Here is a 26,511-nt window from a genome sequence, read left to right on the forward strand (position 1 = left end):
CCGAGACAATGCGTACCGTACGGCATGGCATCTGGGAGGCGCGGTGACGGAGTTCGTTGGCCTGCAGCGGACCGCTGAGTTGATCGCCGCCGGGCAGGCGAGCTCGGTCGAGGTCGTCACCGAGGCGCTCGACCGGATCGAGAAGGCCCAGCCGACCCTGAACGCCTTCCGCCGGCTGCGCCGGGAGGCCGCGCTGGCCGAGGCCGCCGCGGCTGACGCGCGGATCGAAGCCGGCGAGCGGGCGCCGCTGCTGGGTGTGCCTGTCGCGGTCAAGGACGACACGGACATCGCCGGCGAGCCCACCGCGTTCGGGTGCGCCGGGGACTTCCCGCCGAAGGCCGTGGACGGCGGTGTCGTGCGCAGGCTGCGCGCGGCCGGTGCGGTGATCGTCGGGAAGACCAACACGCCGGAGTTCGGCCAGTGGCCGTTCACCGAGGGGCACGCCTTCGGGGCCACCCGCAACCCGTGGGACCTCGGGTACACGCCGGGCGGGTCGTCCGGCGGGTCGGCGGCCGCGGTGGCCGCCGGCCTGGTGCCGGCCGCGACCGGGTCGGACGGGCTCGGCTCGATCCGGATCCCGTCCGCGTGGACCGGGCTGGTGGGCATCAAGCCGACCCGTGGCCTGGTGTCGTCGGCGCCGCAGCCGCCGGCGTGGCACGGACTGGCCTGCCACGGACCGTTGGCCCGGACCGTCGGCGACGCCGCTCTGCTGCTGGACGTGATCGCCGGGACCGAGACCCGGATGCGGTCGGCCGTCGGGCGCGCGCCGGGACGGCTGCGGATCGCGTTGGCGCTGCGCGTGCCGTTCACGCTGGCGCCGGCCAGGCTGGACCCGGAGATCCGGACCGCGGTGATCCGGCTCGGCCGGATCCTGGCCCGGCTCGGCCACGAGGTGCGGCTGGCCAGCCCCAACTACGGCCTGGTCGGCCTCGGGGTCTTCGCCCGCTCGCTCGGTGGCCTGCGGGACGCGGCCACGTCCGTCCCGGACCTGCGGCTGCTGGACAAACGGACCCAGGGCAACCGGCGGATGGGAGCGATCGCCTCGCCCCTGGTGACGCTGTCGCTCATGCACGAACGGATCGAACGCAGGCGGGTCGGCCGGATCTTCGACACGGCGGACGTGGTCCTGGCGCCCACGACGGCCACCCCACCGACCCCGATCGGCCACTACGACGGCCTGTCGAGCATCGGCACCACTCGGGCGATGATCGCCGCGTGCCCGTACGCGTGGCCGTGGAACATCCTTGGCCTGCCGGGCATCAACGTGCCCGCCGGCCTGACGTCGACCGGGCTGCCGATCGGCGCCCAACTGGTCGGCGCGGAGAACACCGAGCCGATGCTGATCTCCCTGGCGGCCCAGCTGGAGAAGGAAGAACGCTGGCAGGACCGGGCACCCGCGCTCGACTAGGTGCGTTCCGCACTGTCCATTGTGTCAATTCTGCCGTCACTCGGCCGGGGGCTGTCGGCGCGGCGCCGCACGCGCGACGCTGATGGCGATGACTTCCTTGCGGCAGAAGCACCTCAATCAGGCACTGATGCGGATTCCGCGGCGGGCCGAGAGCACCGACCGGCGAGCCCTCGCCGCGACCTACGTGATGGCCGGGTCGTTCTCCGCGATGCTGCACTCCACCGACCACCAGATCCTGTACGGGCGCCGGGGAACAGGGAAAACCCACGCGCTGCTGTACCTCGCGGACCTGATCGAGCGCACTGGCGACGTTCCGGTGTACGTCGACCTACGAACGATCGGCTCGGCGGGCGGGATGTACCCGGACGGCTCGATGGATCTGACGTCCCGCGGCACGCACCTGCTGGTGGACACGTTGGAGGCGGTCCACGACGAGCTGCTCAACCTGGCGGTCGAGGAGAACGGCCGGGAGGCGCTGCTGCCCACCCTTGACCCGCTCGCCCAGGCGGCCAGCGCGGTGCAGGTGGTCGGCGAGGTCGAGCGGGAGACCACGGCCGGCGACAAGGCGGAGTCGTCCAGCGGGATCGAACTGTCCGCCCGTCCGGTGGTGAAGACGTCCAGTGGCTGGACGGCCCATCAGGAAAGCCGGGTGCGGCGGACCGGGGTGGAACGGCACCACGTGGTGTTCGGTCCGTTGAACAGGGCGCTGCGCGGCATCGTGCGGGCGTTGGACGGCGCGCGGCTGTGGCTGCTGCTCGACGAGTGGAGCAGCGTTCCCCTCGATCTGCAGCCGCTGCTGGCCGACCTGCTGCGGCGCAGCGTGCTGCCCGCGGCCGGGGTGACGGTCAAGATCGCCGCGATCGAACGCCGGTCCAGGTTCAGCGCGACCGCGCCCGGCGGCGACTACGTGGGCATCGAGGTCGGCGCGGACGCGGCGTCCGCGGTGAGCCTGGACGACTGCATGGTGTTCGACCACGCCAGGACCCGGTCGCAGGAGTTCTTCGGGCAGCTGCTGCACAACCACACCACGTCCCGGCTGGCCGGGATGGCCGCGCTGGCCCCGGCGGACGTGCCCACGTTCCTCGAGGAGACGTTCCGCCGCAACGCCTTCGCCGAACTGGTCCGGGCCGCGGAGGGCGTGCCGCGGGACGCCATCAACATCGTGGCGCTGGCCGCCCAGCACGCCCACAGCGAACCGATCGGCCTGCCGCATGTGCGGTTGGCCGCGCGGGACTGGTACCTGCGGGACAAGCAGACCGCGATCGTCGACGACGAACCCGCGCGGCAGACCCTTCGGCTGCTGGTCGACGAGGTCGTGGGCCGTCGAAGATCCCGGACGTTCCTGATCGACCAGCTCACTGAAGAGGAGAGCGTGAACGCGTTGTACGACGCGCGGCTGCTGCACGTGTTACGGCGCGGCTTGGCGGACAAGCGCCACCCGGGCACCCTGTACGACGGGTTCGCCATCGACTTCGGCTGTTACGTGTCCCTGCTGCTCAACGGTGAACTGAGCGTGCCGCCGAAGGACAAGGGCAGCTGGCTCAGCTCCGCCAGAGGCGTGCCGCCGGACGGGTTCAACCTGGCCGCCGAGATCGTCGACCTGTCCCAGCTCAGGTAGGGAACACCGGCTGGACGAGCCACATCCCGCCGACGGCGGTCGCACCCAGGGCGACGAGGAAGAACATCGCCACCCAGAAGAAGCCCGGAGCGCCGGTCAGCCGCGCCAACTGGTCGGCGTCCGAGTCGCGCGCGTGGCCTCGGTGGCGTTTCACCTGCAGCTCCCACACCGGGCGCACGCCGCCGAACAGCAGGAACCACACTGTCAGGCAAGCGAATCCGGCCTGTACAGCGGGTGACGTCACCAACGAGACCACCACCAGCACAGTCCCGGTTGCCAGCACGGACAACACTCCGTACAGGTTGCGGATCATCACCAGGACAGCCAGCAGCAACGCCGTGAGCACCCACAGCAGCAGCGTGATCTTGCCGGCGGCGAGCAGGGCCGCCAGGCCGAGTCCGATCAGCGACGGCGCCACGTAACCCGCGAAAGCCGTGCACATCATGCCTGGTCCGTCGCGTTTGCCGCGGGACACCGTGACGCCTGAGGTGTCCGCGTGCAGCGTGATGCCGCGCAGCCTGCGGCCGACGAGCACCGCGACCAGGGCATGGCCGCCCTCGTGCACGATCGTGATCACGTTCCGGGCCATCCGCCACGGCTCGCCGGACAGCACCAGCAGCAGCGCCGCACCGCCGGTGACCAAGATCACGACCGCGGGTGGATCGGGCTGGGTGCCGAACAGTTGGTCGGTGAACGTCACGGGCTGAACCTCACCACACCGGCCGTGAACACCAGGTCAGTACCTGCCGTACAGCACAATGTCCCCCACTGACCGGGCGGCGAAGGATGGACGATGGTGATCACCGCGGTGCGCGCGCGGCCGTATCTGCTGGCCACCGGGGTTTTCGTCGCGGTCCGGCTGGTCGGGTTCGCGATGTTGGCAATACTGGCCGACAACCACGACAAGCCCGTGTTCGACCTGATGAAGTCCTGGGACGGCGACTGGTATCTGGCAATCGCGGAGAACGGGTACGACAACATCCCCGCGCGGTTCATCGACGCGAACGGCCACCACACGACGTACGGGCCGTTGGCGTTCTTCCCGCTATATCCGTGGCTCATTCGGGTCGTCGCACCGGTCACTGGATCGAACACGTTGGCCGCCGCGATGGTGGTGAGTTTCCTCGCCGGGTGTGTGGCGGCCTGCGGGCTCTTCCGGATCGCGCGGATGGTGGACCCGCGGCCGAAGACCGGGTACGCGCTTGTCGCATTGTGGGCCGGGCTGCCAATGGGCATCACGTTGTCGATGGCGTACACCGAAGCGCTTTTCACCGCCCTCGCGGCATGGGCGCTTATCGGGGTCATCGAACGCAACTGGATCTTGGCCGGGCTGTGCTGCGCGGCCGCCGGACTGGTCCGGCCGACCGCGAACGTCCTTGTCATCGTGGTCGTGGTGGCGGCGCTGATCACGGTGTTCCGCGACGGGAAGTCCCTGTGGGCATGGGTTGCCGTGGTGGTGGCGCCGGCCGGCCTGGTCGGCTGGTGGGCCTATGTGGCCAACCGGACCGGGAGCCTCACCGGGTGGTTCGACCTGGAACGGGACGGCTGGAACACCAAGTTCGACTTCGGCCGGGAAACCCTGAAGTTCGTGCGGGACGTGGTGATGTCCGGCAACTCGGTGATGGAGACCATCGACATCCTGGTGATCTTCGGCGCCATCGTGCTGGCCGTGCTGACTGTGCGATCACGGATTCCGTGGCCGTTGTCGGCGTACGGGGCCGGCGTGGTGTTCTTCGTGGTCGCGACCGCCGGGATCAACTACGCGCGGATGCGGTTCCTGCTGCCGGGCTTCCCGGTGCTGATCCCGGTCGCGCGTGGCCTGGCGAACCGCAAACCGGGTACCGCGGTCGCGGCGATCGTGGCATTTGTGCTGTTCGGCGCCTGGTTCAGCGCGTACTCGCTGACCGGCTGGCATTTCGCCATCTGAACCTCAACAATACTTCAGTTACGATCCAGGTATGTCTTCAAGCACCGAGCTCACCGTGGGCGAGCTGGCCGGCCGGGCCGGCGTCGCTGTGTCGACCCTGCACTTCTACGAGGCCAAAGGGCTGATCAACAGCCGCCGGACCGCGGGCAACCAGCGCCGGTTCACCCGGGACACCCTGCGCCGGATCGCGTTCATCCGGATCGGCCAGCGGGTGGGCATCCCGCTCGCCACCCTCGCGGACGTGCTGGGCCGGCTGCCGGAGGGACGCGTGCCGACCCGCGCGGACTGGGCCGAGCTGTCCGAGAGCTGGCAGGCCGAACTGGACGCCCGGATCGAGCAGATGCAGCAGCTGCGGAACGACTTCACCGACTGCGTGGGCTGCGGATGCCTGTCGCTGGACCGCTGTTCGCTCGCCAACACGGACGACAAGCTGGCCACCCACGGTTCGGGACCACGACGGCTGATCGAGAGCCGCCAGAAGGCGGATCCGCACCCCCAAAGCGGATCCGCCGACTGCTGTCCCCCTGGTCTCACTCCCACCGAAATGTGCGAGCCGCGATGAAGCCGATGACCAGCGTGTACACCACCGGCACGACCAGGTGCAGCAGGCTGGGGAACGAGCCGGACCAGGCTTCCTGCATGGCCTGACCGCCGGCGCCCAGCGGCGTGAACTCGGCGATCCGCCTGACCACGTCCCCCATCGCCGGGCCGGGTGTCCACAGGCCGGCCAGGAAGACGCTCGGGAACATCAGCACGGTGCCAATGCCGTTCGCAGCCTTGCCGGTCGGCGCGAGCGCCGCGACGAGCAGACCGATCGAGAACATCGAGGCGATGGTCACCAGGAGCGCGAGCAGGTAGCCGACCACCTGCTTTGGCATGGGCACGTCGAACGCGAACCCGGCGAGCGCCAGCATCCCGACGATCACGCCGGCGAGCACGGCCAGGTTCACCAGCCCTTGCGCGACAAGCAATGTCAGCGGTTTGACCGGGGTGACCGCGAGCCGGCGCAGCACACCGCGTTCCCGGTAGGTGCCGAGCACGGCGGCCAGCGTGTTCAACGCCATCAGCGCGACGACGAAGGACACCAGCACCGGCACGTAGAAGTCGATCATCCGGCCGCCGCCGAAGTCGGGGCTCGGCCGGCCGGTCGCCGGCAGCAGCCCGAACACCGCGCACAGCAGGATCGGCAGGACGACCACCCAGGCCATCCCGGGTTCCCGGCACAGCAGCCGGAACTCGCTGCCGGACAGCTTGCCGAGGCCGATCAGCCGCGGGCGCCGCGCCGGCCGCGCCGCGATCCGCTGGTCAAGTTGGACAGTCATGTCGTTCGGTCCCCTCAGTTCTCGCTGCCGAGCTTGCGGCCGGTGAGGGCCACGAAAGCGTCTTCCAGGTTGGTCTGTTCGACCCGCAGGTCCATCGCGATCACGTTGCGGCCGGCCAGCGCGGCGCTGACCACCTGCAGCAGGTTGCCGGTGCCGCTGACGACGACCTGACTCGCGGTGTGCGTCACGCCGGTGACTTCGGGCAGTGCGGTCAGCAGTCCGTCGTCGAACGGGACGGACGGCCGGAACCGCAGCCGCTGACCGCCACCGTCCACACGGGACACCAGGCCGGCCGGACTGTCCACGGCGACCACCCGGCCGGAGTCCACCAGGGCCAACCGGTCGCACAGCCGCTCGGCCTCCTCCATGAAGTGGGTGACCAGCACGACCGTCACTCCCCTGGCCCGCACGTCCTCGATGAGCTGCCAGGTGTCGCGCCGCGCCTGCGGGTCGAGGCCGGTGGTCAGCTCGTCCAGGAACGCGATCTCCGGGTTGCCGACCAGGGCCAACGCGATCGCCAGCCGCTGCTGCTGGCCGCCGGAGAGCTTCTTGTACGCGGTGTCCCGCTTCTCCGCCAGGCCCAGTTCCTCCAGCAGCTTGTCGCCGTCGACCGGGTCCGGATAGAAGGACGCGAACAACGCCATGGCCTCGCGGACCTTCATCTTCTCCGGCAGCTGGCTCTGCTGCAGCTGGACCCCCATCCGGTCGCGGACCTCGTCGGCATTCCGGCGCATGTCGACACCGAGAATGGAAATGTGCCCGTCGTCGACCGACCGCAATCCCTCGACGCATTCGACCGTGGTCGTTTTCCCGGCGCCATTGGGGCCGAGGATTCCGAATATCTCGCCGCGTTCGACGGTGAAGGAAACATCGTCGACCGCAACGTGCTGTCCGTATGTCTTACGCAGGTTCGCGACCTCGATGACCGCCATTCCCCGCCTCCTGTGAATGATTTTCGTTCCGATGGGAAGAACACTATTGACCGCGGCCCGGTGAACGAATGCGTTCAGCTGCCGACTTGGGGTGGGGCTAGCCCCACCCGGCGGCTACGTCTGAACGCAGTGTCCTGGGTGGGGCCGTCGGTCAGACTGGACGCATGCTGCGCCGGCACATGCTCGCCCCGATCAGGGGACTGGTGCTGTTCGGCTTGTCCCTGGTCGGGTTCGCCCAGCTCACGGTCATGATCGTGAGCTCGTTCACCGGTGTGGTGCTGCAGTTCGAACCGGAACGGTGGTTGCCGAACCTGTGCCGCGATCTCACCCGCGTCTGGCTCGGGGTGCAGATCCCGCGCCCGTACCGGCCGAAACCGGCGCCGCCCGAGCGCCAACCGGACGGCTGGTACCGCGAGGGCGACCAGCTTTACAAGAAATCCGGCCTGCTCCGGTTCCGGCGCCGGACCGAATGGCTGCAACGGGACCCGGCCACCCACCGTGACCACCTGTGGGCCCTGCTGACCCCGGTGACCGCGGGCGTCGGGGCGGCGTTACCGGCCGGGTTGATCGCGCTCGGCGCGTTCCTGCCGATGTGGGCGACGATCCCGCTGGTCGCCGCCGGATTCGCGATCGGCCCGGCGATGCTGGCCGGCTACGCCCGCTGGACCGCCTGGCTGCTGCGGCCCGCCGACACGATCGGCCGGCCGTGGTGCTGGGTCAAGCTGCGGATCAAGGTCCTGGGCCAGCTGTCGTGGTCGTTCGGAATGTCGCTGACCGGCGTCTACTACGCGGTGCTGACCATCCTCGCGATCTACCCAGGCATCCTCGCGCTGCTCCCGCAGGCGACCCGGGAGACGCGGCGGCAGGTCAACCTCCGCCGCAAACAGATCGGCGAGTGGACGGGTGTTCGGATCGACGAGCCGTACCTGCCGTACCCGCCGCCGCCCACACCCCGCCCGGACGGCAAGTACCAGCTCGGCAGGCGGCTGTACGACTCGCCGAGGCACGTGATCCAGACGCGGACCATGTGCGCGGTGGTCAAGGACAAGGCCACCTGGCGGGACCTCGCGTGGCTGGTGCTCGACCCGGTCGTCGCGTTCGTGCTCGGCGCCGGGCCGGCCGTCCTCGCCGTGGCCGGGTTCGTCGTCTACTTCTGGTCGTGGGTCTGGTCCCGGCTCCCCGCCCTGCTCGTCCCCGATGTCGACCTGCGCGCCGGCTGGGCCTACCTGTCCGACCTGCCCGGGTTGGCGTGGGTGCCGAACTGGGCCACGCCGATCGTCGGGCTGGTCGTGTCGGTCGCGGTCCTTTCCCTCAGCCGGCCGTTGCTGAAGCTGTACGGACTGTGGGGCCGGCTGCTGCTCGCGCCGACCAAGTCCGCGACGCTGGCCCGGCGGGTGGCCCAGCTGACCGAGTCACGCACGGAGGCGACCGACGCGCAGGCCGCCGAGCTGCGTCGGATCGAACGTGACCTGCACGACGGCGCCCAGGCCAGGTGGGTCGCGATGGGGCTCAACCTCGGTGCCGTCGAGCAGTTGATCGACCAGGACCCGGACGCGGCCAAACGTTTGCTGGCCGACGCCCGGTCCGCGTCCGCGCAGGCCCTGGTCGAGTTGCGGCACCTGGTGCGTGGCATTCACCCGCCGGTGCTGGCCGAACGCGGGCTCGGCGACGCGATCCGCGCGATGGCCCTGGACAGCGCGTTGACCGTGCACGTGGCCGTGGACCTGCCCGGACAGGTGCCTCAGCCGATCGAGGCCGCGGTGTACTTCTCGGTCAACGAACTGCTGACCAACGTGGCCAAACACGCGCGGGCGCAGCGGACAAGCGTCGATATCCGGTACCACGAGAGCAGGCTGCGGGTGACAGTCGTGGACGACGGCCACGGCGGCGCCGACCCCGCCGAAGGCAGTGGGCTGCTGGGCGTTCGCAAACGACTCGCTACATTCGACGGCGAACTGACCTTGTCCAGCCCGTCGGGCGGGCCGACCGTCGTGACCATGGAGGTGCCGTGCGCGTTGTCCTCGCCGAAGACCTCGCCCTCCTCCGAGATGGCCTGACCCACCTGCTGACCGCGCACGGCTTCGAGGTCGTCGCCGCCGTGTCGAGCGGCCCCGAGCTGGTCAAGGCCCTGGACGAGCTGCGGCCGGACGTGGCGGTGGTGGATGTCCGGCTGCCGCCGACGTTCACCGACGAAGGCCTGCAGGCGGCACTGGACGCCCGCCGCAAGATCCCGGGCCTGCCGGTGCTGGTGCTGTCCCAGCACGTCGAGCAGCTCTACGCGCGGGAGTTGCTCGCCGACGGCGTCGGCGCGATCGGCTACCTGCTGAAAGACCGGGTGCTCAACTCCGACCAGTTCATCGACGCCGTCCGACGGGTCGCCTCCGGCGGCACCGCCATGGACCCGGAAGTGATCTCCAAACTGCTGGCCAGCAACGCCCGGCACGAGCCACTCGCCGCACTGAGCCCCCGCGAGCGCGACGTGCTGGAGCTGATGGCCGGCGGCCGGTCCAACGCGGCGATCGCGGCCCAGCTGTTCATCAGCGAGGGCGCGGTCGGCAAGCACACCGCGAGCATTTTCAGCAAGCTCCAACTGGCGCCCTCGGACGACACCAACCGCCGCGTGATGGCCGTCCTGGCGTACCTCAACAGCATGAACGCCTAACGATTGCTGCGTATCGATTGCACTCTCACAACCGATGGCGTTGGTCGTGGGCTATGACGGCCGCCTGGGTTCGGCGGCGGAGCCCCAACTTGCCCAGGACGCTGGAGACGTAGTTCTTCACCGTCTTCTCGGCCAGGTTGAGGCGCTGGGCGATCTGGCGGTTGGTCAGGCCTTCGCCGATCAGCCGCAACACCGCCTTCTCCCGGCGGGTCAGCTGGTGAAGTGGGTCGGGCGGGGTGTCCGGCTGGGTCAGCTTGCCACCGGCGCTGACGATCCGGATCGCGCTGGTCAGCTCGGATCCCGGCACGTGTTTGGGCACCACGCCGACGGCACCGGCGGCGAAGGCGGCGTGCGCGGTGTCGTTGTCGACGCAGTGGGTCAACATCAGGCAGCGGACCTCGGGGCAGCGCAGCTGCAGGTCACGGCACAGCTGGACGCCGTCGCCGTCGGGCAGGCCGACATCCAGGACCGCCACGTCCGGCAGCTGCTCGGGGACTTGGGCGAGTGCTTCGACGAACGTGCCCGCCTGGCCGACCACGAACATGTCCGACTCGTCGTCCAGGAGGGCGACCAGGCCACGGCGCATGATCTCGTGGTCGTCGACGACGAACACGCTGGTGGGACTGGGACTCACGGTGTACCGCGCAACGTGTTCAGGCACGTTGCGCGGTACACCCGCGCCCGGCGGAGCGACGCGGCCCTGCCCCGCGTCGCTCCGCCGCCGGTGTGATCAGCACCGGGGATCGGAGGCGGTAACACGCAGCGGCCTGCGGATGACCCAATTCTGTCGATCACAATAACCGGAAAAGAATTCGGTACGCGTCCTGGTCGCAACGTCTCCCACGCTACGTTTTTCGTTTGAGCGGGCCTGTCCTGACCCAGGTTCACTCGAATGGCGGAAGTTAGCTACCACCGTACCGCCGTTACAGTGAAACCACCGGTATGGCTTGAGATTCTCACCACATGGGACACGGGCCGAATGGCCCTCCCGCACCCGTGTCACACGGTAGAAGCTTCCCAACGAAACACAGCAGAAATATGTTCAAATAGCAACTACTCGACATCGAGACGGCCGCCTCCGGCTTGGCCGAGGCCGCCGATCGGGGGTGTGGTAATGCCGGTCACGGACGCACGAACGCGTACCGACGACTACTGGCAGGAGTGCATCAAGATCCGACCGCAGTTGGTCAGGATCGCCGCCCGGCGTTGTGCGGCACCGGTGGACCCCGACGACATCGTCGGTGAAGCCCTGGTCCGCGGGGCGGAGTTCGACGATCTGGACATGAGCCGCCTGGAAGCGTTCCTGGTCTCCACAGTCACCAGGCTGTGCGCGGACGAGGCGCGCCGCCGCACCGTGGCCACGAAGATGGCCAACCATCCCAGGCTGGTGCCGCCCTCGGCGCAGGATCCGGCCGAGTTCGCCTGTGACAAGGCCGAAGCCCGCTGGGTGGCGGCGAAGATCATGGCGCTGCCGCGCCGCGACCAGGAGTTGGTGGACATGGTCGCGGACGGCATGCCGCACAGCGAGATCGCGCGGGAACTGGGTACCACCACCCAAGGCGCCCATTCGGCGCTCTACCGGCTGCGCAAGCGGATCGGCGCGTATCGACCGATCGGCTGATGGCGGCATCCACCGGCATCGTGGCCGGTTCGACGATCCGCGCGGCCCTGGAATCCCGGACACTGCTTGGTCATGACGCTGGTCTGTGACGTGTCGTTCGATGTGGCCGGGGGTGCCGGCGACGGCCGGACCGACCCGAATCGTCCTGTGTGGACGGTAAGTGGCGCTTACTCTGTGATGCAATCGTTTGTGCAGTCGCCACCGGGCAGTCGAGGTGGGACGATCGCATCTCTGACGCCGCTGTTCGAGTGGGAGTAATGCTGCAGGTCACCGAGAAGTCCGAGGTAGGCGGACGGAGCGCCAAGTGGTGGTACGTGTTGGTGGCGTACGTCGCCTTGTCGTGTTCGGTGACGTGGGCGCTGGCGCAACCGTCCATCACGCCCCGGCTGCCCCTCACGTTGGGGTTGGCCGGGGTGACCGCTGTGTGGCTGTTGGCGTTCGGGCGGTGGTGGCCCTGTTGGCCGGACCGCCGGGTGTGGGCCGTCGTCGGATATGTCGTGCTGCTGGCGTTGTGCTGCGCGCTGGTCTGGTCCAGCCAGGCCTTCGTGGTGTTCGTGTGGATCGGCTACCCGTTCGCCTTCGCGATCTTCCCGGCCAGGTGGGTCGTCCTCGCCGTCACCGCGAACTCCATCGGCACGTTCGTGGCGCAGGGCAGGTCAGGTTCGGCACTCTCGGTGAGCGTCGCGCTCGGCCTGCCGGTGCTGATCGCCTGCTGGTACGCGGGGGTGGAGAGCGAGCGGCGCCGGAAGGCGATCGCCCAGCTGATCGAGATGAACAAGCGCTTGACCGCGGCCCTGGCGGAGAACGCGGGCCTGCACACCCAACTCATGGTGCAGGCACGTGAAGCGGGCATCCTGGACGAACGGCAGCGGATGGCCCGCGAGATCCACGACACCCTGGCCCAGGAACTGGCCGCGATGATCCGGCAACTGCAGGCCGCCGACCGGGTGCGTGACCAGCCGCAGCAGTGGGAACACCACATGGACCAGGTGCAGATGCTCGCCCGCCGCAGCCTGTCCGAGGCCCGCCGCTCGGTCCAGGCACTGCGGCCGGCCCCGCTGGAGCAGTCCCGGCTGCCCGACGCGATCGCGGACATGGCGACGGCCTGGAGCCGGACATCGGGTGTGCCGCTGACCGTCGACACCACGGGCACGTCCGTGCCGTTGATCACCGGGATCGAGGTGGCGTTGTTCCGGGTGGCGCAGGAGGCGCTGGCGAACGTCGCCAACCACGCCCGCGCGTCCCGGGTGGGGATCACCCTGTCATACCTGGACGATGTGGTGCTTTTGGACATTCGCGACGACGGCGTGGGATTCGACGCGCCTGAGTCGTCCGTGCCGACCGAGGACAGCGGCTACGGCCTGGGAACCATGCGGCAGCGACTGCTCGGCGTGGGTGGCACCCTGGAGATCGAGAGCGGGCCCGGCGAGGGCACCGCGATCGGGGCGAGCGTCCCGGCGATCCGCACTGTGCCGACGCCCGATCCCGCAGGCAAGTCTTCGGAAAGGTGAGAAAGACCGATGATCCGACTTCTCATTGTCGACGACCATCCGGTTGTCCGGGACGGGCTCCGGGTGGCGTTCACGGGTGAGCCGGACATCGTCGTCGTCGGCGAGGCCGGCAACGGCCTGGAGGCCGTCGAGCGCGTCCACACCCTCGGTGCGAACGTCGTGCTGATGGATCTGCGAATGCCCCGGATGGACGGCGTGAAGGCGATCAGAAGGCTCAAGGAGACCGCGCCGGACACCCGGATCCTGGTCCTGACGACCTTCGACACCGACAGCGACGTCCTCCCCGCCATCGAAGCCGGCGCGACCGGCTACCTCCTGAAAGACGCGCCGACCGACGAACTGATGCGCGCGGTCCGCGCGGCCCACAGGGGCCAGTCGGTGCTGTCACCGTCGGTCGCGAACCGGCTGGTCGGTGAGGTCCGAAAACCGCAGCGGGGCACACTGAGCCCCCGTGAACTGGAAGTCCTGAAACTGGTCGCCGAAGGAGCCACCAACCGGGAAGCCGCCGCGAAGCTGTTCATCAGCGAGGCGAGCATCAAGACCCACCTGTTGCACATCTACGCGAAACTCGACGTGCGAGACCGCGCCGCCGCCGTCGGCGAGGCCTACCGCAGAGGCCTGTTCACATAAACACCCCCTCGCGAGGAGCGGTCGGGTTGCTCGCTCGCGAGGGGGAATTCGCCCCGCGACGGCCCAGGGCCGGGCCGCCGCGGTTCGCTCGGCTAGCCGTGTCTCTAGCCGAACCCTCTGATCGCCCGGTCGACGGGCTGCATCGACGGGAAGGACGGGTGCTCCTGGTACCGACCGGTCGGCCGGGGCACCGCCTGCATGTTCGGGAACGAGGGGTGCTCCTGGTACCGGCCGTTGGGTGGCGGCACCGGGGGCATGTGCTGGAACGACGGGTGATCCTGCGGACGCGGCACCGGACGCATGTTCGGGAACGACGGGTGCTGGCCCGGCAGTGGCGGCGGCAACGGTGGGAGGGCGCCGCCGGCGTCCGCTCGACGTTGCCTTGCCGGCGGCGGCGCCGGCCTCATCGCCGCCGCCGGCGTGTCCGGCACCGGGATCTTCGGCACCGCCAAGTTGGACAACGACAGGTTGGGCGCGGACAGGATCGGGATCGACGCGGTGTCAGGCAGCCGGTGGTCGTCGCGGACCGGTGGCACCGGTGTGGTCATCTCCACGATCTCGGGGCGTGTCATGGGCATCGAGTTCATCGGCTGACGGGCGGGCGGCGGGCCCGCGGGTTTCGCGTGCCGCCCGGCCAGTGCCGGCGGGATACGGGACGGCACCGGTCCGTGTGCGGCCGGGGGTCGGGGCGTCGACAGGGATGCCATGGCCGGCACCATCGCCGAGCCCGGACGAGCACTCTGCCGGGGCCCGGAATCCGAACCTTGCCGGGGCCCGGAAGTCGCGAACTGGCGGGACGCCACACCGTTTCCGGGGGCGGCAGCCGGGCGTAAGCCGGACATCGTCCCGTTCCCGGACCGGTCAACCGGACGCATGCCCGTTGCCGTGCCGTTCCCGGACGCGGCAAGCGGACGTGAGCCGGCAGCTGTGCCGTTTCCGGACGCCGCAAGCGGACGCATACCGGTTGCCGTGCCGCTCCCAGACGACCCGACCGGACGCATGCCGGTTGCCGTGCCGTTCCCGGCGGCCGCGAGCGGACGTGGTCCGGTGGTCGAGTCCGACCGGGACCGAGCACCTGGGTAGGAACCGGTCGTCGAGCCCGACCGGGGACCGGCGACCGGATACATGCCGGCAGCCGTGCCCGACCTGGGGGCGGACTTGGTGTCCATGCCCGGTCGTGAGCCGGCCAGGGCCTGAGCCCGGATCGGGGTCTGCACCAGGGTCATCTCGGCGGCCGTGGGGGCGCCGGCCATGGCCGGGATCGGCACCGGCATCGACCGCTGGACGACCGGGGCGGTCGGGGTCGACTCGCGGACGGGCGGCGCCGGGGGGCGGGCCACTGCCTTCGCCGGGGCCGGGGCGACCGGGCGCTTGCGCGTCTCCTCGGGCGCGGGCAGCAGGTTGTGCAGCTCTTCGGTCCACTTGATCATCGCACGGGGGGTGTCCCAGCCGCAGACGCCGACCAGCTTTCCGTTGCGCACGTAGCCGGTTACGCCCGGCGTTCCGGGGACGCCGTCGGACAGGTGCACGGTGTCCGTGCCCAGTGACGGGACGCCGGCGATCTGCAGCCGCACGCCGTACTGGCCGGACCACACCCGGGGGATCGGCGTGAACGGCGTTGCCTTGTCCCGGCCGGCCAGGAGGTTCTCGGCGGCGTGCCGGCCCATCTCGACCGCGTTGATCCAGTGCTCGACGCGCCGTGGGGTCTCGTCGAACCGCAGGTTGGGCCACCGGCCACAGTCACCCGCGACGACGACGTCCTGGGCGCCGGCCGCGAACAGCGTCGACTCGCACAACACGCCGTCCTCCAGCACCAGGCCGGATCCGCGCAGCCACTCCACCGCGGGGACCGAGCCGATGGCCAGCACGACGGTGCCGGCGACCAGCAGTTGGCCGTCGGTGGTGTGCATGGCGATCGAGTCGTCCGCGGTCACCCAGTTCTGGATGTCCGTGCCCATCGCCATCCGCACGCGGTGTTTGCGGTGCAGTTTGTCCACTGCGGACGCGACGTCGTTGCCCAAGTTGCGCAGGGGAAACCTGGAGCGGCCGAGCATGGTCACGTCCCGGCCCATCTTGCGGGCGCTCGCGGCCACGTCACAGCCGATGTAACCGGTGCCGAGCACCACGATCGGCAGGTCGCTGTCGGAGATGGTGCGCTTGACCGCCATGGCCTCGTCCACAGTGCGCAGTGTGTGCACCCGTGGGCTGTGCCGGGGAACACCCTTGAGGTGCCTCGGTTCCACGCCGGTCGCGATGATCAGGCCGTCGTACTTGATCTCCTCGCCGCCGGGCAGGGAAACCACCTTGCGGAGGGTTTCCAGCCGTTCGGCGCGGGTACCCAGGCGCCAGCGGGCACCCGTGTCGACGTGCCGTTGCAGCGTCAGGTCGGCCGGGCGGTCGCTGCCCGCGAGCAGGTCCTTGGACACCAGCGGGCGGTGGTACGGCCAGCGCGGCTCGTCACCGATGATGACGATCTCGCCGTCGTAGTCCAGTTCCCGCAGACGTTCCGCCGCTCGCAGGCCGGCGACCCCCGCGCCGACGATGACGACGCGTTGCATTTCGGTCATCTAAACCCTGTCCACCCTGATGGCCTGCATGGGGCAGCAGCGCGCGGCTGCGGCCGCCTGCTCGACCTGGTCCTCGTCCGGTCTCTTGGTGTAGAACAACCGGCCGTCATGGCTGAGTTCGAAGAGTTCGGGTGCCTCCATCTGACAGATCGCGTACCGCTCACAGCGGTCGTTGTCCACTTTGAGCCGAAGCCGACGGCCTCTCATGCCTGCTCCTCCACGAGTCCGATCTGTACGAGCATCCGCGTGGGAACGAACCGCAGGACCGACAACGTAACGGCTGGGACGAAGAAAGTCAGCCCCGCCAGCCACAGGACGGACAGGTGCGTGTTCGCCATCGCACCGAGCACCGAGTGCGCCACCAGCAGGGGAAAGGCGACGTAGGCCGACCGATGCACCCATTGCCAGCGCCGGTAGGAGGTCCAGCGGTACATGCTCGCGGTGATCGCGATCGCGATCATCAGTTCGAGCCCGACGATCGCGATGGTGTAGCGGAACATCGGGTTGATCGGCACCGCGATGTCCGCGAACGAGAACGCGCCCTCGTTGAGGAACAGGAATCCCATCGCGTGCACGATGCCGAAGGCGATCGTCAAGGTCGCCAGCACCAGATGCATACTTCGGAAGGACTTGCGCTCGCCGAGCCGGCGTGCCCAGTTGGTCTTGGTCAGCACGCCCCAGCTGATGGTCAGGCACAGCATCGCGTACGAGACGCGGGCCGACACCGCGGCGACTCCTCTGAGCCCGCCGTCGGACGCGCCGCCAACGGCCAGAATGACGTCGTTCACCTGACATATTCCTTGTCTACGAACAACTTCGTGTTCCGGTGGCTGCCGCCGTCGCCACCGTCGTTCTCGGCGGCGGGCCGACGGCCGGCCCGGCGGCTGGCGCGCTTGCCGGCCGCGAGCCACAGCATGAACACCGTGATCGCCACCACGAGTGGCACCAGGGTCAGTGCCACCACCATGTCGATCCCGTTCGAATCGGACTTCAGCGACAGCGGCGTCGGGTTGTACAGCGCGGCGAAGTCAATCACCCCGGTGGCTTCCAACACTGTCATGTGCCGCAACACGACCGTGTTGGCTGTGTCGGCGAACTTGCGGACGTCCGGGTCGTGCGTGTCCGACCGAACCTGGGCGACCGCAGCGAAGATGATTCCGTGCGCGGCGCGTAGCCGCATCGCCCAAACGGAGTCGAAGTTCGAGCCGGATGCACTAGCCATCTCGGTCAGCCAGCTCTTCTGCGCGTCGGTCGGTTCGGCCGGCAGCGGCAGGTTGTAGGCGGCCGCGAGCTGCCGCACCGCGATGTCCAGCTGCGCGTGGTCGGTCATCATGATCCGGCCCGCTTCCTGCACCTTCTGGTTGGCGGACCGTTCCTGCGCCATCTGGCCGGCCGGGATCTCCCACAGGCCGGCCAGGCGCACTTTGACCAGGAAGTCGGCGTCGAGCGGGGTCAGCGGCGTCGCCGCCTGTGCGTTGGCCACTCCCGGCAGGGCGATGAGCAGCATGAACACCAGCGACGCGACGATTCGTTTCACGGCGTCCTTCCTGTCTTTCGGGTGCCCGCGGGGGACGGACAGCTGAGCGACGTTGCTGGAAAAGGCCGTGTTCGATCCACTGTGGAGGTTCGGGGTCGCCACAGTGGAGCGGGTGCTACCGGGTTCGGGGGCACCTGGTGCGCCTTCACTGGTGGATACGGAGGCGGGGGTACGGCGGTTCAAACAAAAATTCCACAACGATTTGGCAGTGGACAGGCAACGGCCGGTCCCGAGAGGATGTGTGCCGTGGGACGCCACAGCCATACCGCAAGAGCTCTTCTGGGTGACGAGCTCAGCCGCCACCGGCACACCGAAGAAGACCTCGCGACCGCGTTGTACCGCGATTTCGGCACCCCACTTATGGCCTTCGCGCTGAGGCTGACCGGCAACGACCGGCACTGGGCCGAGGACGTCGTCCAGGAGACCCTGATCCGCGCCTGGCGCAACGCCGAGAAGCTCGACCGCAGCCCGGAGATGCTCCGCGCCTGGTTATACACAGTGGCCAGACGGATCGTGATCGACGGCCGGCGCAGCCGGAAGGCCCGCCCGCAGGAGGTCGAGGAGCCGGACGCCAACTCCGTGGGTGTACCCGACGAATCCGACCGAACACTCAGCGCAATGGTTGTATACGACGCATTACGAGTGCTTTCCGACGAACAGCGTGAAGCCATAATGCAGACGTACCTTCGTGACCGCACGGTTAACGACGTCGCCGAGACACTGGGCGTTCCGCCAGGTACCGTCAAGTCGAGGCTGTACCACGCTGTCCGCGCACTGAGGCGCGCGCTGCGCGATCGGGGGTGAGGTCGGGAATGGCTCACGCGTCTGGGCACGTTGATATCGCCGCGTACGTTCTCGGCGCCCTCGACGAGCCGGACAACACGGCGTTCGAGCAGCACCTGCTCGACTGCCCGAGGTGCCAGATCGACCTGGTGGAGCTGCAGGACGTGCCCGACCTGCTGGACACCGTCAAACACGACGCCCCAGCCCTGCTCGTCCCGGTGCCCGGACCGCGCGTGCTGACCTCGTTGTTGGAAGAGGCCAGCAGGTCGCGGACGCAGCGCCGGCGCCGGAACTGGTTCGCCGCGGCCGCGGCGGCCGTGCTCATCGTGCTCGCTCCCCTGGTCGCGGTCCTGCTGACCAGGGGCGGCAACGCGGTGCCGGCCGCGTCCGGGCCGGTCAACGTGAAGATCGAGTCGGACACCGACCCGCCGGCCACCGCGAACACGGACCCGCACGTCCTGTCGGGTGTCGGCGGGCAGCTGGACGCGAGCGTCACCATGCTGGCCCAGGAGTGGGGCACGCAGATCGGCATCGAGCTGCGGGGCGCCATCGGCCCGCGGAACTGCGAGCTGGTCGCGATCTCCAAGAAGGGTGACGTCCGCACGGTGACCAGCTGGTCCACGCCGGCCGGTGGGCGCAGCGCCCCGCTGAAGCTGAGCGGCGGAGCGCCGTTCCAGCCGTCGGAGATCGCGCGGCTGGAGGTCAAGGATGACGACGGCAACATTCTGCTCTCGCTGCCTGCCTGACCAGTTAGCCTGGCTAACGTGCTGTTCTCCTCCGTCGACGACGTCGCCGCACGCCTTGCGGACGCGGGCTACCTGACGTCCACGGCCATCGCGACCACGGTGTTCCTCGCCGACCGGCTCGGCAAGCCGCTGCTGGTGGAAGGCCCGGCCGGGGTGGGCAAGACCGAGCTGGCCCGCGCGGTCGCCAGGGCCACCGACTCCCAGCTGGTCCGGCTGCAGTGTTACGAGGGCATCGACGAGGCCCGCGCGTTGTACGAGTGGAACCACGCCAAGCAGCTGCTGCGGATCACCGCGGGTCGGGACGAGGGCTGGGAAGAGGCCCGCGCGGACATCTTCACCGAGGAGTTCCTGCTCCCCCGGCCGTTGCTGAGCGCGATCCGCAGCCCCGACCCCACGGTGTTGCTGATCGACGAGACGGACAAGGCGGATGTCGAGGTGGAGGGCCTGCTGCTGGAGGTCCTCGGCGACTTCCAGGTGACCGTGCCCGAGCTGGGCACGATCACCGCGACCCGCAAGCCGTTCGTCCTGCTGACGTCGAACGCGACCCGTGAGCTGTCCGAGGCGTTGAAACGGCGGTGCCTGTTCCTCCATCTGGACTTCCCGGACGCGCAGCGCGAACTGGACATCGTGCGCCTGCAGGTGCCGGAGGTGGACGACGCGCTGGCGTTGTCGCTCGTCCGGGTCGTGGGCGCGTTGCGGGCATTGGAGCTGCGCAAGTCGCCGTCGATCGCGGAGACCATCGACTGGGCGCGGACGCTGTTGGCGCTGGGCGCGGATCACCTCGACTCGGACATCGTGAACACGACGTTGGGCGTGGTGCTGAAGTACGAGGCCGACAAGCGCCGGGCCACGGCCGAACTGAAACTCGACGAGGTCCTCGGATGAGCGTCCCCACCCGCCTCGTGGAGTTCGTGGAGGCGCTGCGGGACCATTCGATCCTTGCTGGACCGGGCGAGACCATCGACGCGGCGCGCGTGCTGGCCGTGCTCGGGATGGACGACCGTGAGCAGGTCCGGGAGGGTCTGGCCGCCGCCTTGTTACGCCGTTCGGGTCAACGGGTGGTGTTCGACCAGGTCTTCGACCTGTACTTCCCGTCGTCGATGGGGGGCGCGCCGGACGAGCCGCAGGACGTGGAGTCGTTGCGTTCGCAGCTGGTCGACGCGCTGGCCACCGGCTCGGCCGAACAGCAGCAAGCGCTTGCTCGGGCGGCTGTGGACGCCCTGGGGCAGTTCGGCCAGGGCGGCACGGGGTCGGGCTGGTCGGCGTACCAGACGTTGCAACGGCTGCGGCCGGAGACCCTGCTCGTCCGGATCCTGGCCGCGTTGCGGGCGGACGACCCAGGTTTCCTTGCCGACGTTCGGCGTAACGAGATCCGCCGGCAGATCGACGGGTTCCGCCGAATGGTCGAGTCCGAGGCACGCCGCCGGACCGCGGAGCTGCGCGGCCGCGAAACGGTGTCCCGCAACGCCGTGGCGCAGCCGTCCGACCGGGTCGACTTCCTGACCGCGGGCCGCGCCCAGCTCGCCGAGATGCGGCGCGCCATCTACCCGTTGTCCCGCAAGCTGGCCACCCGGCTCGCCGCCCGGCGCCGCCGGACCCGGCGCGGCGAGATCGACCTGCGCCGGACGCTGCGGCGCTCGATCGCCACCGGTGGCGTCCCGATCAAGCCCGCGTACCGGCACCGCCGGCCAGGCCGCCCGGAACTGGTGTTGCTGTGCGACATGTCCGGGTCGGTCGCCGGGTTCGCCAACTTCACGCTGTTGCTGACGCAGGCGTTGCGTGACCAGTTCTCGAAGGTCCGGGCGTTCGCGTTCGTGGAGACCACCGACGAGGTCACGCACCTGGTGAAGGCGGGCGCCGAGAACCCCGCCGGGCTGGCCACCCGGATCCACCGCGAGGCCAAGCTGACCAGGTGGGACGGGCACAGCGACTACACGCACAGCCTGCAGGTGTTCGCGGACGAGTGGCTGGACGCGGTCGGGCCGCGGACGTCGGTGCTGGTCCTCGGCGACGCCCGTAACAACGGCGGCGACCCGAACCTGGCCGCGCTCAGGCGGATCGTGGGAAATGCCCGCCGCGCATACTGGCTCAACCCCGAACCCGAGCGGCTCTGGTCCACCGGCGACTCCCTCGCGCACGAGTACGCGAAGGTCGTGGAGATGTACGAATGCCGGACCGTGCACCAACTGTCCGAGCTGATCACCCGTCTGCTGCCAATTTAGGGACACCATGACCATCTATCTCGCCCGGCACGGCCGGACCGACTACAACCGGGTCGGCCGGTTCCAGGGGCAGCTGGACGTGCCGCTGAACGAGACCGGCCGGGAACAGGCGAAGCGGCTGGCCGACCGGGTGGCCGACCTGGGGCTGGCGGCGTTGTGGGCGAGCCCGCTGGCTCGGGCCCGGGAGACGGCCGAGGCCGTGTCTGTCCACATCGGACTGCCGATCCAGTTCGACAACCGGTTGATGGAGACGGACACCGGCGTGTGGACCGACCGGTTGTACGAGGACATGAAGATCGAGGATCCGGACGCGTACCACGGGTTCGTGACCGCGGCGGAGGACTTCCGGTTCGAGGGCGGCGAGTCGTACGCCGACCAGGGCGACCGGGTGATGGCCGCCCTGGCGGAGATCGAGCGGGGCCCGAAGCCCGCGCTCGTGGTGTGCCACGGCATGGTGATGCGGCTCGCGGTGTCCCGGCGGACCGGGAAACCGTGGTCCATCGACGATCCGATCGACAACACCGACGTGCTTCAGCTGCCCTGACGGGGATCCGGCAGACGGCGGCTGTACACGCAGGAGATGATCGCGATCACCACCTGCACGCCCATCACCACCGCGAACGCGACGCGCATGCCCAGCACACCGGGCTCGCTCAGCCACAGGTAGAGCGTGCCGAGCGTGGCCACGCCGAGCGCGAGGGACGCCTGCTGGACGGTGACGAGCGAACCGCTGCCCACACCCGCGCTCGCCACGGGCACACGGGAGAGCACGACCCGGAACAGGGTGGTGACGAGCAGTCCCTGGCCGAAGCCGGCGATGGCCATCCCAGGCGCGAGTTCCCACGGCGTCACGTCCGGCCAGGCCGCCAGGATCGTGCCGATCATCGTGAGAATGCCGACCGTCTGGATGGCCGCGCCGATGGTGAGCACAGTGCGGCCGTACCTGGTGACAAGGCGGCTGGAGATCAGGGACGCGGCGAGGAAGGCGACCGCCATCGGGGTCAGCGCCAGGCCGGCGGTCGCCGGGCCGAGCCGTAGCCCGTTCTGCAGGGTGACCGCGGCGACGAACATGAACCCGCCGAACCCCATGAAGATCGGCGCGCCCATCGAGAGGCCCCTGCGCATGCTCGGCATCCGCATGACGGACGGCGGCAGCAGCGGAACCCGGCCGCCACGCTCGATTTTCCGCTCCACCACCACGAACGCGCCGAACGCGACCGGGCTGACCGCCAGCAGCACCCACATCCACGCCGGCCAGCCGGCGGTCCGCCCTTCCATCAGCGGCACCAGCAGGGCGAACATCCCGAGGCCGAACAGGACCGTGCCCGGCAGGTCCACCCCGGCCGGGTTGGTCGCCCGGGTCTCGGGGACGTTCCGCCGCGCCAGCACCAGCCCGATCAGGCCGATCGGCACGTTCACCAGGAAGATCGACCGCCAGCCGGTGCCGGCGATGTCCGCGGCCACCATCACCCCGCCGAGCAGCTGGCCGAGCACCATGCTGAGGCCGGCGTTCGCGCCGTACAGACCCAGCGCCTTGGACCTGGCCTCGCCGCTGGTCGCGGCCTGGATGGTGGACAGGACCTGCGGGAGCATCAGCGCCGCCGCTGCTCCTTGCGCCATCCGTGCGGCGACCAGCACCCCGGCGGTGGGGGCCAGGCCGCACGCCAACGAGGTGACGGTGAACGCGGCCATGCCGACCAGGAACAGCCGGCGACGGCCAAACATGTCGCCCAGCCGGCCACCGAGGACCAAGAACAAACAGTACGAGATGCCGTAGCCGGCGACGACCAGTTCGAGCGTGCTGTCGGACGCGTTCAGCGTGCGCTGGATGGTGGGCAGCGCGACGTTGACGATGAAGAAGTCGAGGGCCGAGAGGCCGGATCCGATCAGTACCGTGGCCAGCCCGGCCCCGCTGAGTCCCCCAGTGGACTCCGATGTCCTGGCGACCGCCGCTGTGGTTGGCGTGGTCAGTGCGTGAGTCATGGGTACTACGATGAGCCGCGATTTAAACTGGTACCAGAGTCTGGTTATCCGGGTATTGAGACTAACTGGTAACAGGACCGAAGGCGTGCGATCCTGGTGTCATGACCTCGACCGTGGAAGGCCGCCAGGAACTGGCCCACTTCCTGCGCAGTCGCCGGGAACGGATCACCCCGGAGCAGGTGGGCCTCGCCCCGCTCGGCCGCCGCCGCACCCCCGGCCTGCGCCGGGAGGAAGTGGCGCAGCTCGCAGGCGTGGGTGTGACCTGGTACACCTGGCTCGAACAGGGCCGGGACATCAAAGCGTCCGAGCAGGTCCTCGACGCGGTCGCCAGCACGCTCAAACTGGACCCGCACGAACGGGCGCACCTGTTCGTCCTCGCTGGCTCGGCCCAGCCGTTGAAGTCGAACGACTGCCACGCGGTTTCCCCGGCGCTGGAGATCATCATCAAGCAGTTGGAGCCGTTGCCGGCGTCGGTGTGCAACGGGCGGATGGACCTGCTCGCCCACAACCGGGTGTTCACCCTCCTGTTCGACCTGGACTCGATCCCGTTCGAGGAACGCAACACCATGCTGCAGCTGAGCACGAACCAGGGCTGGCGGGACCGGCTGCCGGACTGGGAGGACGGCCTACGCCGGATGGTCGCGCAGTTCCGGGTCGCGATGGCCGGCCACCTCACCGACTCGAGGTGGAAGTCGCTGGTCCGCCGGTTGCAGGTGGAGTCGCCCGAGTTCAAGGAGATCTGGGACCGGCACGACATCCTGCCGATCGAGAACAAGACCAAGCGGTTCGAACACCCCGGGTACGGCCGGATGGCGTTCACCCACACCAGCCTCTGGTTCGGGCCACGCCGGGAGACCCGGCTGGTCACGTACACCCCGGAGGACGACGAGACCTGGACGAAGATCCGGGCCATGCTCGACGACACGGCCGAGAGCACAATGGTCAGATGATCGACCCCCGCCGGCTCCGCGTCCTGCGTGCCCTGGCAGACCACGGCACCGTGACGGCCGCCGGCGAGGCGCTGCACCTGACCCCGTCCGCGGTGTCCCAACAGCTCGCCGCTCTGGAGTCGGAGACCGGCCAGTCCCTGCTGCTTCGCCGAGGCCGCCGGGTGTCCTTGACGGCCGCGGGCGAGTTGCTCGTGGAGCACGCCAACGCCGTGGCCGCGGAGTTGGAACGGGCCCAGGCCACGCTCGCGTCGTTCGCCTCGGGCGCGATGGGCCGGGTGTCACTGGCGTCGTTCGCGTCGGCGATCACCCAGGTGGTGGCGCCGGCAATCCGTGACCTGCGGCAGCACGCGCCGGACATCACCGTGCTGGTGCGGGACGCCGAAGGACACGCGTCCCTGCCGTTGCTGCTGGACGGCGAGATCGACATCGCGATCACCGAGGAGCACCGCCGTGCGCCTCGCGTCGACGACCAACGCCTGTCCCGCGTTCCGCTCTACACCGAGCCGTTCGACCTGGTCCTGCCGGAAACCCACGCGCTGGCCGAACAGGACACGGTCCGGCTGAGCGACCTCGCCGACGACGACTGGATCGCGCCACTACCCGGCAACCCGTGCCGGGACGCGATCCAAGGCAAGATCATCCACACCTCGGACGACTTCCGCGCGATCATCGCCCTGGTCGCGGCCGGCGCGGGCGTGGCTTTGGTGCCACGCAACGCATTGGTGCACATGCCGGGCGCGATCGCCGTGCCGGTCCGCGGAGTTCCACCGCAGCGCAAGGTTTTCGCCGCCGTCCGCCGGGGCAGCGAGGACCACCCGCTGATCAAGACCGTGCTTGAGGCTTTGCAGACCCAGATTCCGTAGCTTGCAGGTCGGCGTACGGCTTGACGGTCATCGAGTCGTGCATCCGCGTGGTGCCGCTGGTCAGCTTGGAGACCAGGCGGCTGACGCCGACCGGCAACGCCGTGATCAGCCTGGCCGCCTGGAGCAGGGTCCACACGCCGGCGGCGGAGCCGGGGATCAGCCCTTTGGCCGCTTTTCGGGCGAATTCGCGGCTCTGCCGCACGAGGTCGGCCATTTCCCTTTCGTACGCGGGGAAAGCGACCGTGTGGTCGCCCTGTGCCGCGGCCAGTTCGCCGGCGAGTACGTACGCGCCGATCACGGCCAGGCTGGTGCTGCCGCCGACCGCGGGCCCAGGGCAGTAGCCGGCGTCACCGACGAGCGTCACCCGGCCCCTGGACCAGGTGTCCATCCGCAGCTGGGTGATCGAGTCGAAGTAGAACGCCGGTGTACTGTCCAGTTCGGACAGCCAGGCGTCCACCTCATGGTGCATCCCTTGGTACGTCTCACGAAGGAACTGCTTCTGCCACTCGACGTCCCGGTGGTGGTACCGCATCGGCCGGCCGCGGAGCAGGAAGACCAGTCGCCCGTCCGGCATCGCGGCGGTCGAGTACACGCCCGTCATCCGCCCGGCCGTCATCCGCATCTTGTACTCGCCTGACACGCATATGTCCTTCGGCACGGTCGCCACGGCCAGGTACGCGCCGATGAAACTGCTGTGCGCCGACTCTTCGCCGAAGACCAGGCTCCGCACGTTGGAGTGCAAGCCGTCCGCGCCGACCACGATGTCGAACTGCCGGCGCGGTCCGTTCTCGAAGGTCACGGCACCGTCGTCGATGCTTGTGATGGAGTCGCCGAACAGGTACTCGACGTCGTCCCGGGTGGCGTCGTAGTAGATCTCGCTGAGGTCGTCGCGCAGGATCTCCACGTGCCGGTCGGACGTGGCCGCGAACAACTTGCCGAAGTCCGCGCGCACCGGCCGGTCGCTGCCCTCGCGGTACAACATGGCATGGTCGACGTGCGTGGCCGCCCGTTCGATCGTCGCCACCACGCCCATTCGTTCCGAGATTTCCATCGCGGGCCGGAACAGGTCGACGGCGTGCCCGCCCGTCTTGCGCAGCACGGGTGACCGTTCCACCACGGTGACCTCGAAGCCGTACTTCGTGAGCCAGTACGCCAGCACGGGACCCGAGATGCTGGCGCCGGAGATCAGAACTCGCATGACCACTCCCTCTCTTACTTACCGGTAGGTC

General features: G+C 69.2%; 26 protein-coding genes. 16 read left to right on the forward strand and 10 right to left on the reverse strand.

Annotated features, from left to right (window positions below; all coding sequences use genetic code 11):
* The first annotated feature begins 43 nt into the window (after window positions 1–43).
* Both EV192_RS12165 and EV192_RS12170 read left to right on the forward strand, forming a co-directional pair.
* A complete protein-coding gene (locus EV192_RS12165) occupies window positions 44–1,408 on the forward strand; it encodes an amidase (RefSeq protein ID WP_132114427.1) in 1,365 nt (454 codons plus the stop codon).
* Between the two features lie 88 nt (window positions 1,409–1,496).
* The gene (locus EV192_RS12170) at window positions 1,497–3,026 is read left to right on the forward strand and encodes a hypothetical protein (RefSeq protein WP_132114429.1); all 1,530 of its coding nucleotides are present in this window, start codon (window positions 1,497–1,499) and stop codon (window positions 3,024–3,026) included.
* Here EV192_RS12170 and EV192_RS12175 read toward each other — a convergent pair.
* Complete coding sequence (locus tag EV192_RS12175; RefSeq protein ID WP_132114431.1) at window positions 3,019–3,726, reverse strand: M50 family metallopeptidase; 708 nt, start codon at window positions 3,724–3,726, stop codon at window positions 3,019–3,021. The genes EV192_RS12170 and EV192_RS12175 overlap by 8 nt on opposite strands.
* Window positions 3,727–3,819: 93 nt before the next feature.
* On the opposite strand from EV192_RS12175, the gene EV192_RS12180 reads away from it, so the two are divergent.
* Together EV192_RS12180 and soxR are read left to right on the forward strand one after the other, a co-directional pair.
* Window positions 3,820–4,953 (forward strand): glycosyltransferase family protein, encoded by a 1,134-nt coding sequence (locus tag EV192_RS12180; protein WP_132114433.1) that lies wholly within the window; start codon window positions 3,820–3,822, stop codon window positions 4,951–4,953.
* 31 nt (window positions 4,954–4,984) lie between these two features.
* Entirely contained in the window at window positions 4,985–5,515 is a 531-nt protein-coding gene (gene soxR, locus EV192_RS12185; RefSeq protein ID WP_132114435.1) for a redox-sensitive transcriptional activator SoxR, read from the forward strand.
* Here soxR and EV192_RS53740 read toward each other — a convergent pair.
* Complete coding sequence (locus EV192_RS53740; RefSeq protein WP_165960348.1) at window positions 5,484–6,275, reverse strand: ABC transporter permease; 792 nt, start codon at window positions 6,273–6,275, stop codon at window positions 5,484–5,486. The genes soxR and EV192_RS53740 overlap by 32 nt on opposite strands.
* Before the next feature lie 14 nt (window positions 6,276–6,289).
* Entirely contained in the window at window positions 6,290–7,207 is a 918-nt protein-coding gene (locus tag EV192_RS53745) for an ABC transporter ATP-binding protein (protein ID WP_165960349.1), read from the reverse strand.
* Between the two features lie 164 nt (window positions 7,208–7,371).
* Between EV192_RS53745 and EV192_RS12195 the strand changes: the two genes are divergently transcribed.
* On the forward strand, window positions 7,372–9,264 hold the full coding sequence (locus tag EV192_RS12195) for a sensor histidine kinase (protein WP_132114437.1): 1,893 nt from the start codon (window positions 7,372–7,374) through the stop codon (window positions 9,262–9,264).
* Entirely contained in the window at window positions 9,216–9,869 is a 654-nt protein-coding gene (locus EV192_RS12200) for a response regulator transcription factor (RefSeq protein WP_132114439.1), read from the forward strand. The genes EV192_RS12195 and EV192_RS12200 overlap by 49 nt, the downstream gene beginning before the upstream one ends.
* 25 nt (window positions 9,870–9,894) lie before the next feature.
* On the opposite strand, the gene EV192_RS12205 is transcribed toward EV192_RS12200, so the two are convergent.
* Window positions 9,895–10,530: a response regulator transcription factor gene (locus EV192_RS12205; RefSeq protein WP_279493166.1), complete on the reverse strand. Its 636-nt coding sequence runs from the start codon at window positions 10,528–10,530 to the stop codon at window positions 9,895–9,897.
* 453 nt (window positions 10,531–10,983) lie between these two features.
* On the opposite strand from EV192_RS12205, the gene EV192_RS12210 reads away from it, so the two are divergent.
* The 3 genes from EV192_RS12210 to EV192_RS12220 all read left to right on the forward strand — a co-directional run bounded on the left by EV192_RS12210 (window position 10,984) and on the right by EV192_RS12220 (window position 13,631).
* A complete protein-coding gene (locus EV192_RS12210) occupies window positions 10,984–11,490 on the forward strand; it encodes an RNA polymerase sigma factor (RefSeq protein ID WP_165960350.1) in 507 nt (168 codons plus the stop codon).
* A gap of 257 nt (window positions 11,491–11,747) precedes the next feature.
* Entirely contained in the window at window positions 11,748–13,001 is a 1,254-nt protein-coding gene (locus EV192_RS12215; RefSeq protein WP_132114443.1) for a sensor histidine kinase, read from the forward strand.
* Window positions 13,002–13,010: 9 nt separating this feature from the next.
* Window positions 13,011–13,631 (forward strand): response regulator, encoded by a 621-nt coding sequence (locus EV192_RS12220; protein WP_132114445.1) that lies wholly within the window; start codon window positions 13,011–13,013, stop codon window positions 13,629–13,631.
* 104 nt (window positions 13,632–13,735) lie between these two features.
* On the opposite strand, the gene EV192_RS12225 is transcribed toward EV192_RS12220, so the two are convergent.
* From EV192_RS12225 to EV192_RS12240, 4 genes are read right to left on the reverse strand one after another with little or no spacing between them, the layout of a single operon-like run.
* On the reverse strand, window positions 13,736–16,198 hold the full coding sequence (locus EV192_RS12225) for an NAD(P)/FAD-dependent oxidoreductase (protein WP_132114447.1): 2,463 nt from the start codon (window positions 16,196–16,198) through the stop codon (window positions 13,736–13,738).
* Window positions 16,199–16,405 (reverse strand): ferredoxin, encoded by a 207-nt coding sequence (locus EV192_RS12230; RefSeq protein WP_132114449.1) that lies wholly within the window; start codon window positions 16,403–16,405, stop codon window positions 16,199–16,201.
* Window positions 16,402–16,986 carry a ferric reductase-like transmembrane domain-containing protein gene (locus EV192_RS12235; RefSeq protein ID WP_243726789.1) on the reverse strand — a complete coding sequence of 195 codons (585 nt, stop codon included), beginning with the start codon at window positions 16,984–16,986 and terminating at the stop codon, window positions 16,402–16,404. The genes EV192_RS12230 and EV192_RS12235 overlap by 4 nt, the downstream gene beginning before the upstream one ends.
* Window positions 16,983–17,735, reverse strand: a complete 753-nt coding sequence (locus tag EV192_RS12240) for a DUF4142 domain-containing protein (RefSeq protein WP_165960351.1) — start codon at window positions 17,733–17,735, stop codon at window positions 16,983–16,985. Before EV192_RS12240 ends, EV192_RS12235 begins: the two co-directional genes overlap by 4 nt.
* Window positions 17,736–17,972: 237 nt before the next feature.
* Here EV192_RS12240 and EV192_RS12245 point away from each other — a divergent pair, with 237 nt between their 5' ends.
* Genes EV192_RS12245 through EV192_RS12265 form a run of 5 tightly spaced genes read left to right on the forward strand, consistent with a single transcriptional unit; the run spans window position 17,973 to window position 22,030 of the window.
* Window positions 17,973–18,539, forward strand: coding sequence for a sigma-70 family RNA polymerase sigma factor (locus EV192_RS12245; protein ID WP_132114453.1), 567 nt, complete (start codon window positions 17,973–17,975; stop codon window positions 18,537–18,539).
* A gap of 8 nt (window positions 18,540–18,547) precedes the next feature.
* Window positions 18,548–19,264, forward strand: coding sequence for an anti-sigma factor (locus EV192_RS12250; RefSeq protein ID WP_132114455.1), 717 nt, complete (start codon window positions 18,548–18,550; stop codon window positions 19,262–19,264).
* A gap of 9 nt (window positions 19,265–19,273) precedes the next feature.
* Window positions 19,274–20,149, forward strand: coding sequence for an AAA family ATPase (locus EV192_RS12255; protein ID WP_132114457.1), 876 nt, complete (start codon window positions 19,274–19,276; stop codon window positions 20,147–20,149).
* Window positions 20,146–21,486 (forward strand): vWA domain-containing protein, encoded by a 1,341-nt coding sequence (locus tag EV192_RS12260; RefSeq protein WP_132114459.1) that lies wholly within the window; start codon window positions 20,146–20,148, stop codon window positions 21,484–21,486. The genes EV192_RS12255 and EV192_RS12260 overlap by 4 nt, the downstream gene beginning before the upstream one ends.
* 7 nt (window positions 21,487–21,493) lie before the next feature.
* Window positions 21,494–22,030, forward strand: a complete 537-nt coding sequence (locus EV192_RS12265) for a histidine phosphatase family protein (RefSeq protein ID WP_132114461.1) — start codon at window positions 21,494–21,496, stop codon at window positions 22,028–22,030.
* On the opposite strand, the gene EV192_RS12270 is transcribed toward EV192_RS12265, so the two are convergent.
* Window positions 22,018–23,469, reverse strand: coding sequence for an MFS transporter (locus tag EV192_RS12270; protein ID WP_132114463.1), 1,452 nt, complete (start codon window positions 23,467–23,469; stop codon window positions 22,018–22,020). The genes EV192_RS12265 and EV192_RS12270 overlap by 13 nt on opposite strands.
* A 101-nt stretch (window positions 23,470–23,570) precedes the next feature.
* Between EV192_RS12270 and EV192_RS12275 the strand changes: the two genes are divergently transcribed.
* Window positions 23,571–24,419: a helix-turn-helix transcriptional regulator gene (locus EV192_RS12275; RefSeq protein WP_132114465.1), complete on the forward strand. Its 849-nt coding sequence runs from the start codon at window positions 23,571–23,573 to the stop codon at window positions 24,417–24,419.
* On the forward strand, window positions 24,416–25,282 hold the full coding sequence (locus EV192_RS12280) for a LysR family transcriptional regulator (protein ID WP_132114467.1): 867 nt from the start codon (window positions 24,416–24,418) through the stop codon (window positions 25,280–25,282). The genes EV192_RS12275 and EV192_RS12280 overlap by 4 nt, the downstream gene beginning before the upstream one ends.
* Here EV192_RS12280 and EV192_RS12285 read toward each other — a convergent pair.
* Window positions 25,242–26,480, reverse strand: a complete 1,239-nt coding sequence (locus tag EV192_RS12285; protein ID WP_132114469.1) for an FAD-dependent monooxygenase — start codon at window positions 26,478–26,480, stop codon at window positions 25,242–25,244. The genes EV192_RS12280 and EV192_RS12285 overlap by 41 nt on opposite strands.
* Window positions 26,481–26,511 lie beyond the last annotated feature (31 nt).

The organism is Actinocrispum wychmicini (genome assembly GCF_004345645.1).
Lineage (GTDB): Bacteria > Actinomycetota > Actinomycetes > Mycobacteriales > Pseudonocardiaceae > Kibdelosporangium > Kibdelosporangium wychmicini.

Bases quoted from the DNA above. Each gene is read 5' to 3' on its own strand.
- EV192_RS12195 (WP_132114437.1), top strand. From the start codon at position 7,372: ATGCTGCGCCGGCACATGCTCGCCCCGATCAGGGGACTGGTGCTGTTC.
- EV192_RS12215 (WP_132114443.1), top strand. From the start codon at position 11,748: ATGCTGCAGGTCACCGAGAAGTCCGAGGTAGGCGGACGGAGCGCCAAG.
- EV192_RS53745 (WP_165960349.1), bottom strand. From the start codon at position 7,207: ATGGCGGTCATCGAGGTCGCGAACCTGCGTAAGACATACGGACAGCAC.
- EV192_RS12180 (WP_132114433.1), top strand. From the start codon at position 3,820: ATGGTGATCACCGCGGTGCGCGCGCGGCCGTATCTGCTGGCCACCGGG.
- EV192_RS12260 (WP_132114459.1), top strand. From the start codon at position 20,146: ATGAGCGTCCCCACCCGCCTCGTGGAGTTCGTGGAGGCGCTGCGGGAC.
- EV192_RS53740 (WP_165960348.1), bottom strand. From the start codon at position 6,275: ATGACTGTCCAACTTGACCAGCGGATCGCGGCGCGGCCGGCGCGGCGC.
- EV192_RS12265 (WP_132114461.1), top strand. From the start codon at position 21,494: ATGACCATCTATCTCGCCCGGCACGGCCGGACCGACTACAACCGGGTC.
- soxR (WP_132114435.1), top strand. From the start codon at position 4,985: ATGTCTTCAAGCACCGAGCTCACCGTGGGCGAGCTGGCCGGCCGGGCC.
- EV192_RS12250 (WP_132114455.1), top strand. From the start codon at position 18,548: ATGGCTCACGCGTCTGGGCACGTTGATATCGCCGCGTACGTTCTCGGC.
- EV192_RS12220 (WP_132114445.1), top strand. From the start codon at position 13,011: ATGATCCGACTTCTCATTGTCGACGACCATCCGGTTGTCCGGGACGGG.
- EV192_RS12225 (WP_132114447.1), bottom strand. From the start codon at position 16,198: ATGACCGAAATGCAACGCGTCGTCATCGTCGGCGCGGGGGTCGCCGGC.
- EV192_RS12280 (WP_132114467.1), top strand. From the start codon at position 24,416: ATGATCGACCCCCGCCGGCTCCGCGTCCTGCGTGCCCTGGCAGACCAC.
- EV192_RS12270 (WP_132114463.1), bottom strand. From the start codon at position 23,469: ATGACTCACGCACTGACCACGCCAACCACAGCGGCGGTCGCCAGGACA.
- EV192_RS12275 (WP_132114465.1), top strand. From the start codon at position 23,571: ATGACCTCGACCGTGGAAGGCCGCCAGGAACTGGCCCACTTCCTGCGC.
- EV192_RS12285 (WP_132114469.1), bottom strand. From the start codon at position 26,480: ATGCGAGTTCTGATCTCCGGCGCCAGCATCTCGGGTCCCGTGCTGGCG.
- EV192_RS12210 (WP_165960350.1), top strand. From the start codon at position 10,984: ATGCCGGTCACGGACGCACGAACGCGTACCGACGACTACTGGCAGGAG.
- EV192_RS12245 (WP_132114453.1), top strand. From the start codon at position 17,973: ATGTGTGCCGTGGGACGCCACAGCCATACCGCAAGAGCTCTTCTGGGT.
- EV192_RS12170 (WP_132114429.1), top strand. From the start codon at position 1,497: ATGACTTCCTTGCGGCAGAAGCACCTCAATCAGGCACTGATGCGGATT.
- EV192_RS12230 (WP_132114449.1), bottom strand. From the start codon at position 16,405: ATGAGAGGCCGTCGGCTTCGGCTCAAAGTGGACAACGACCGCTGTGAG.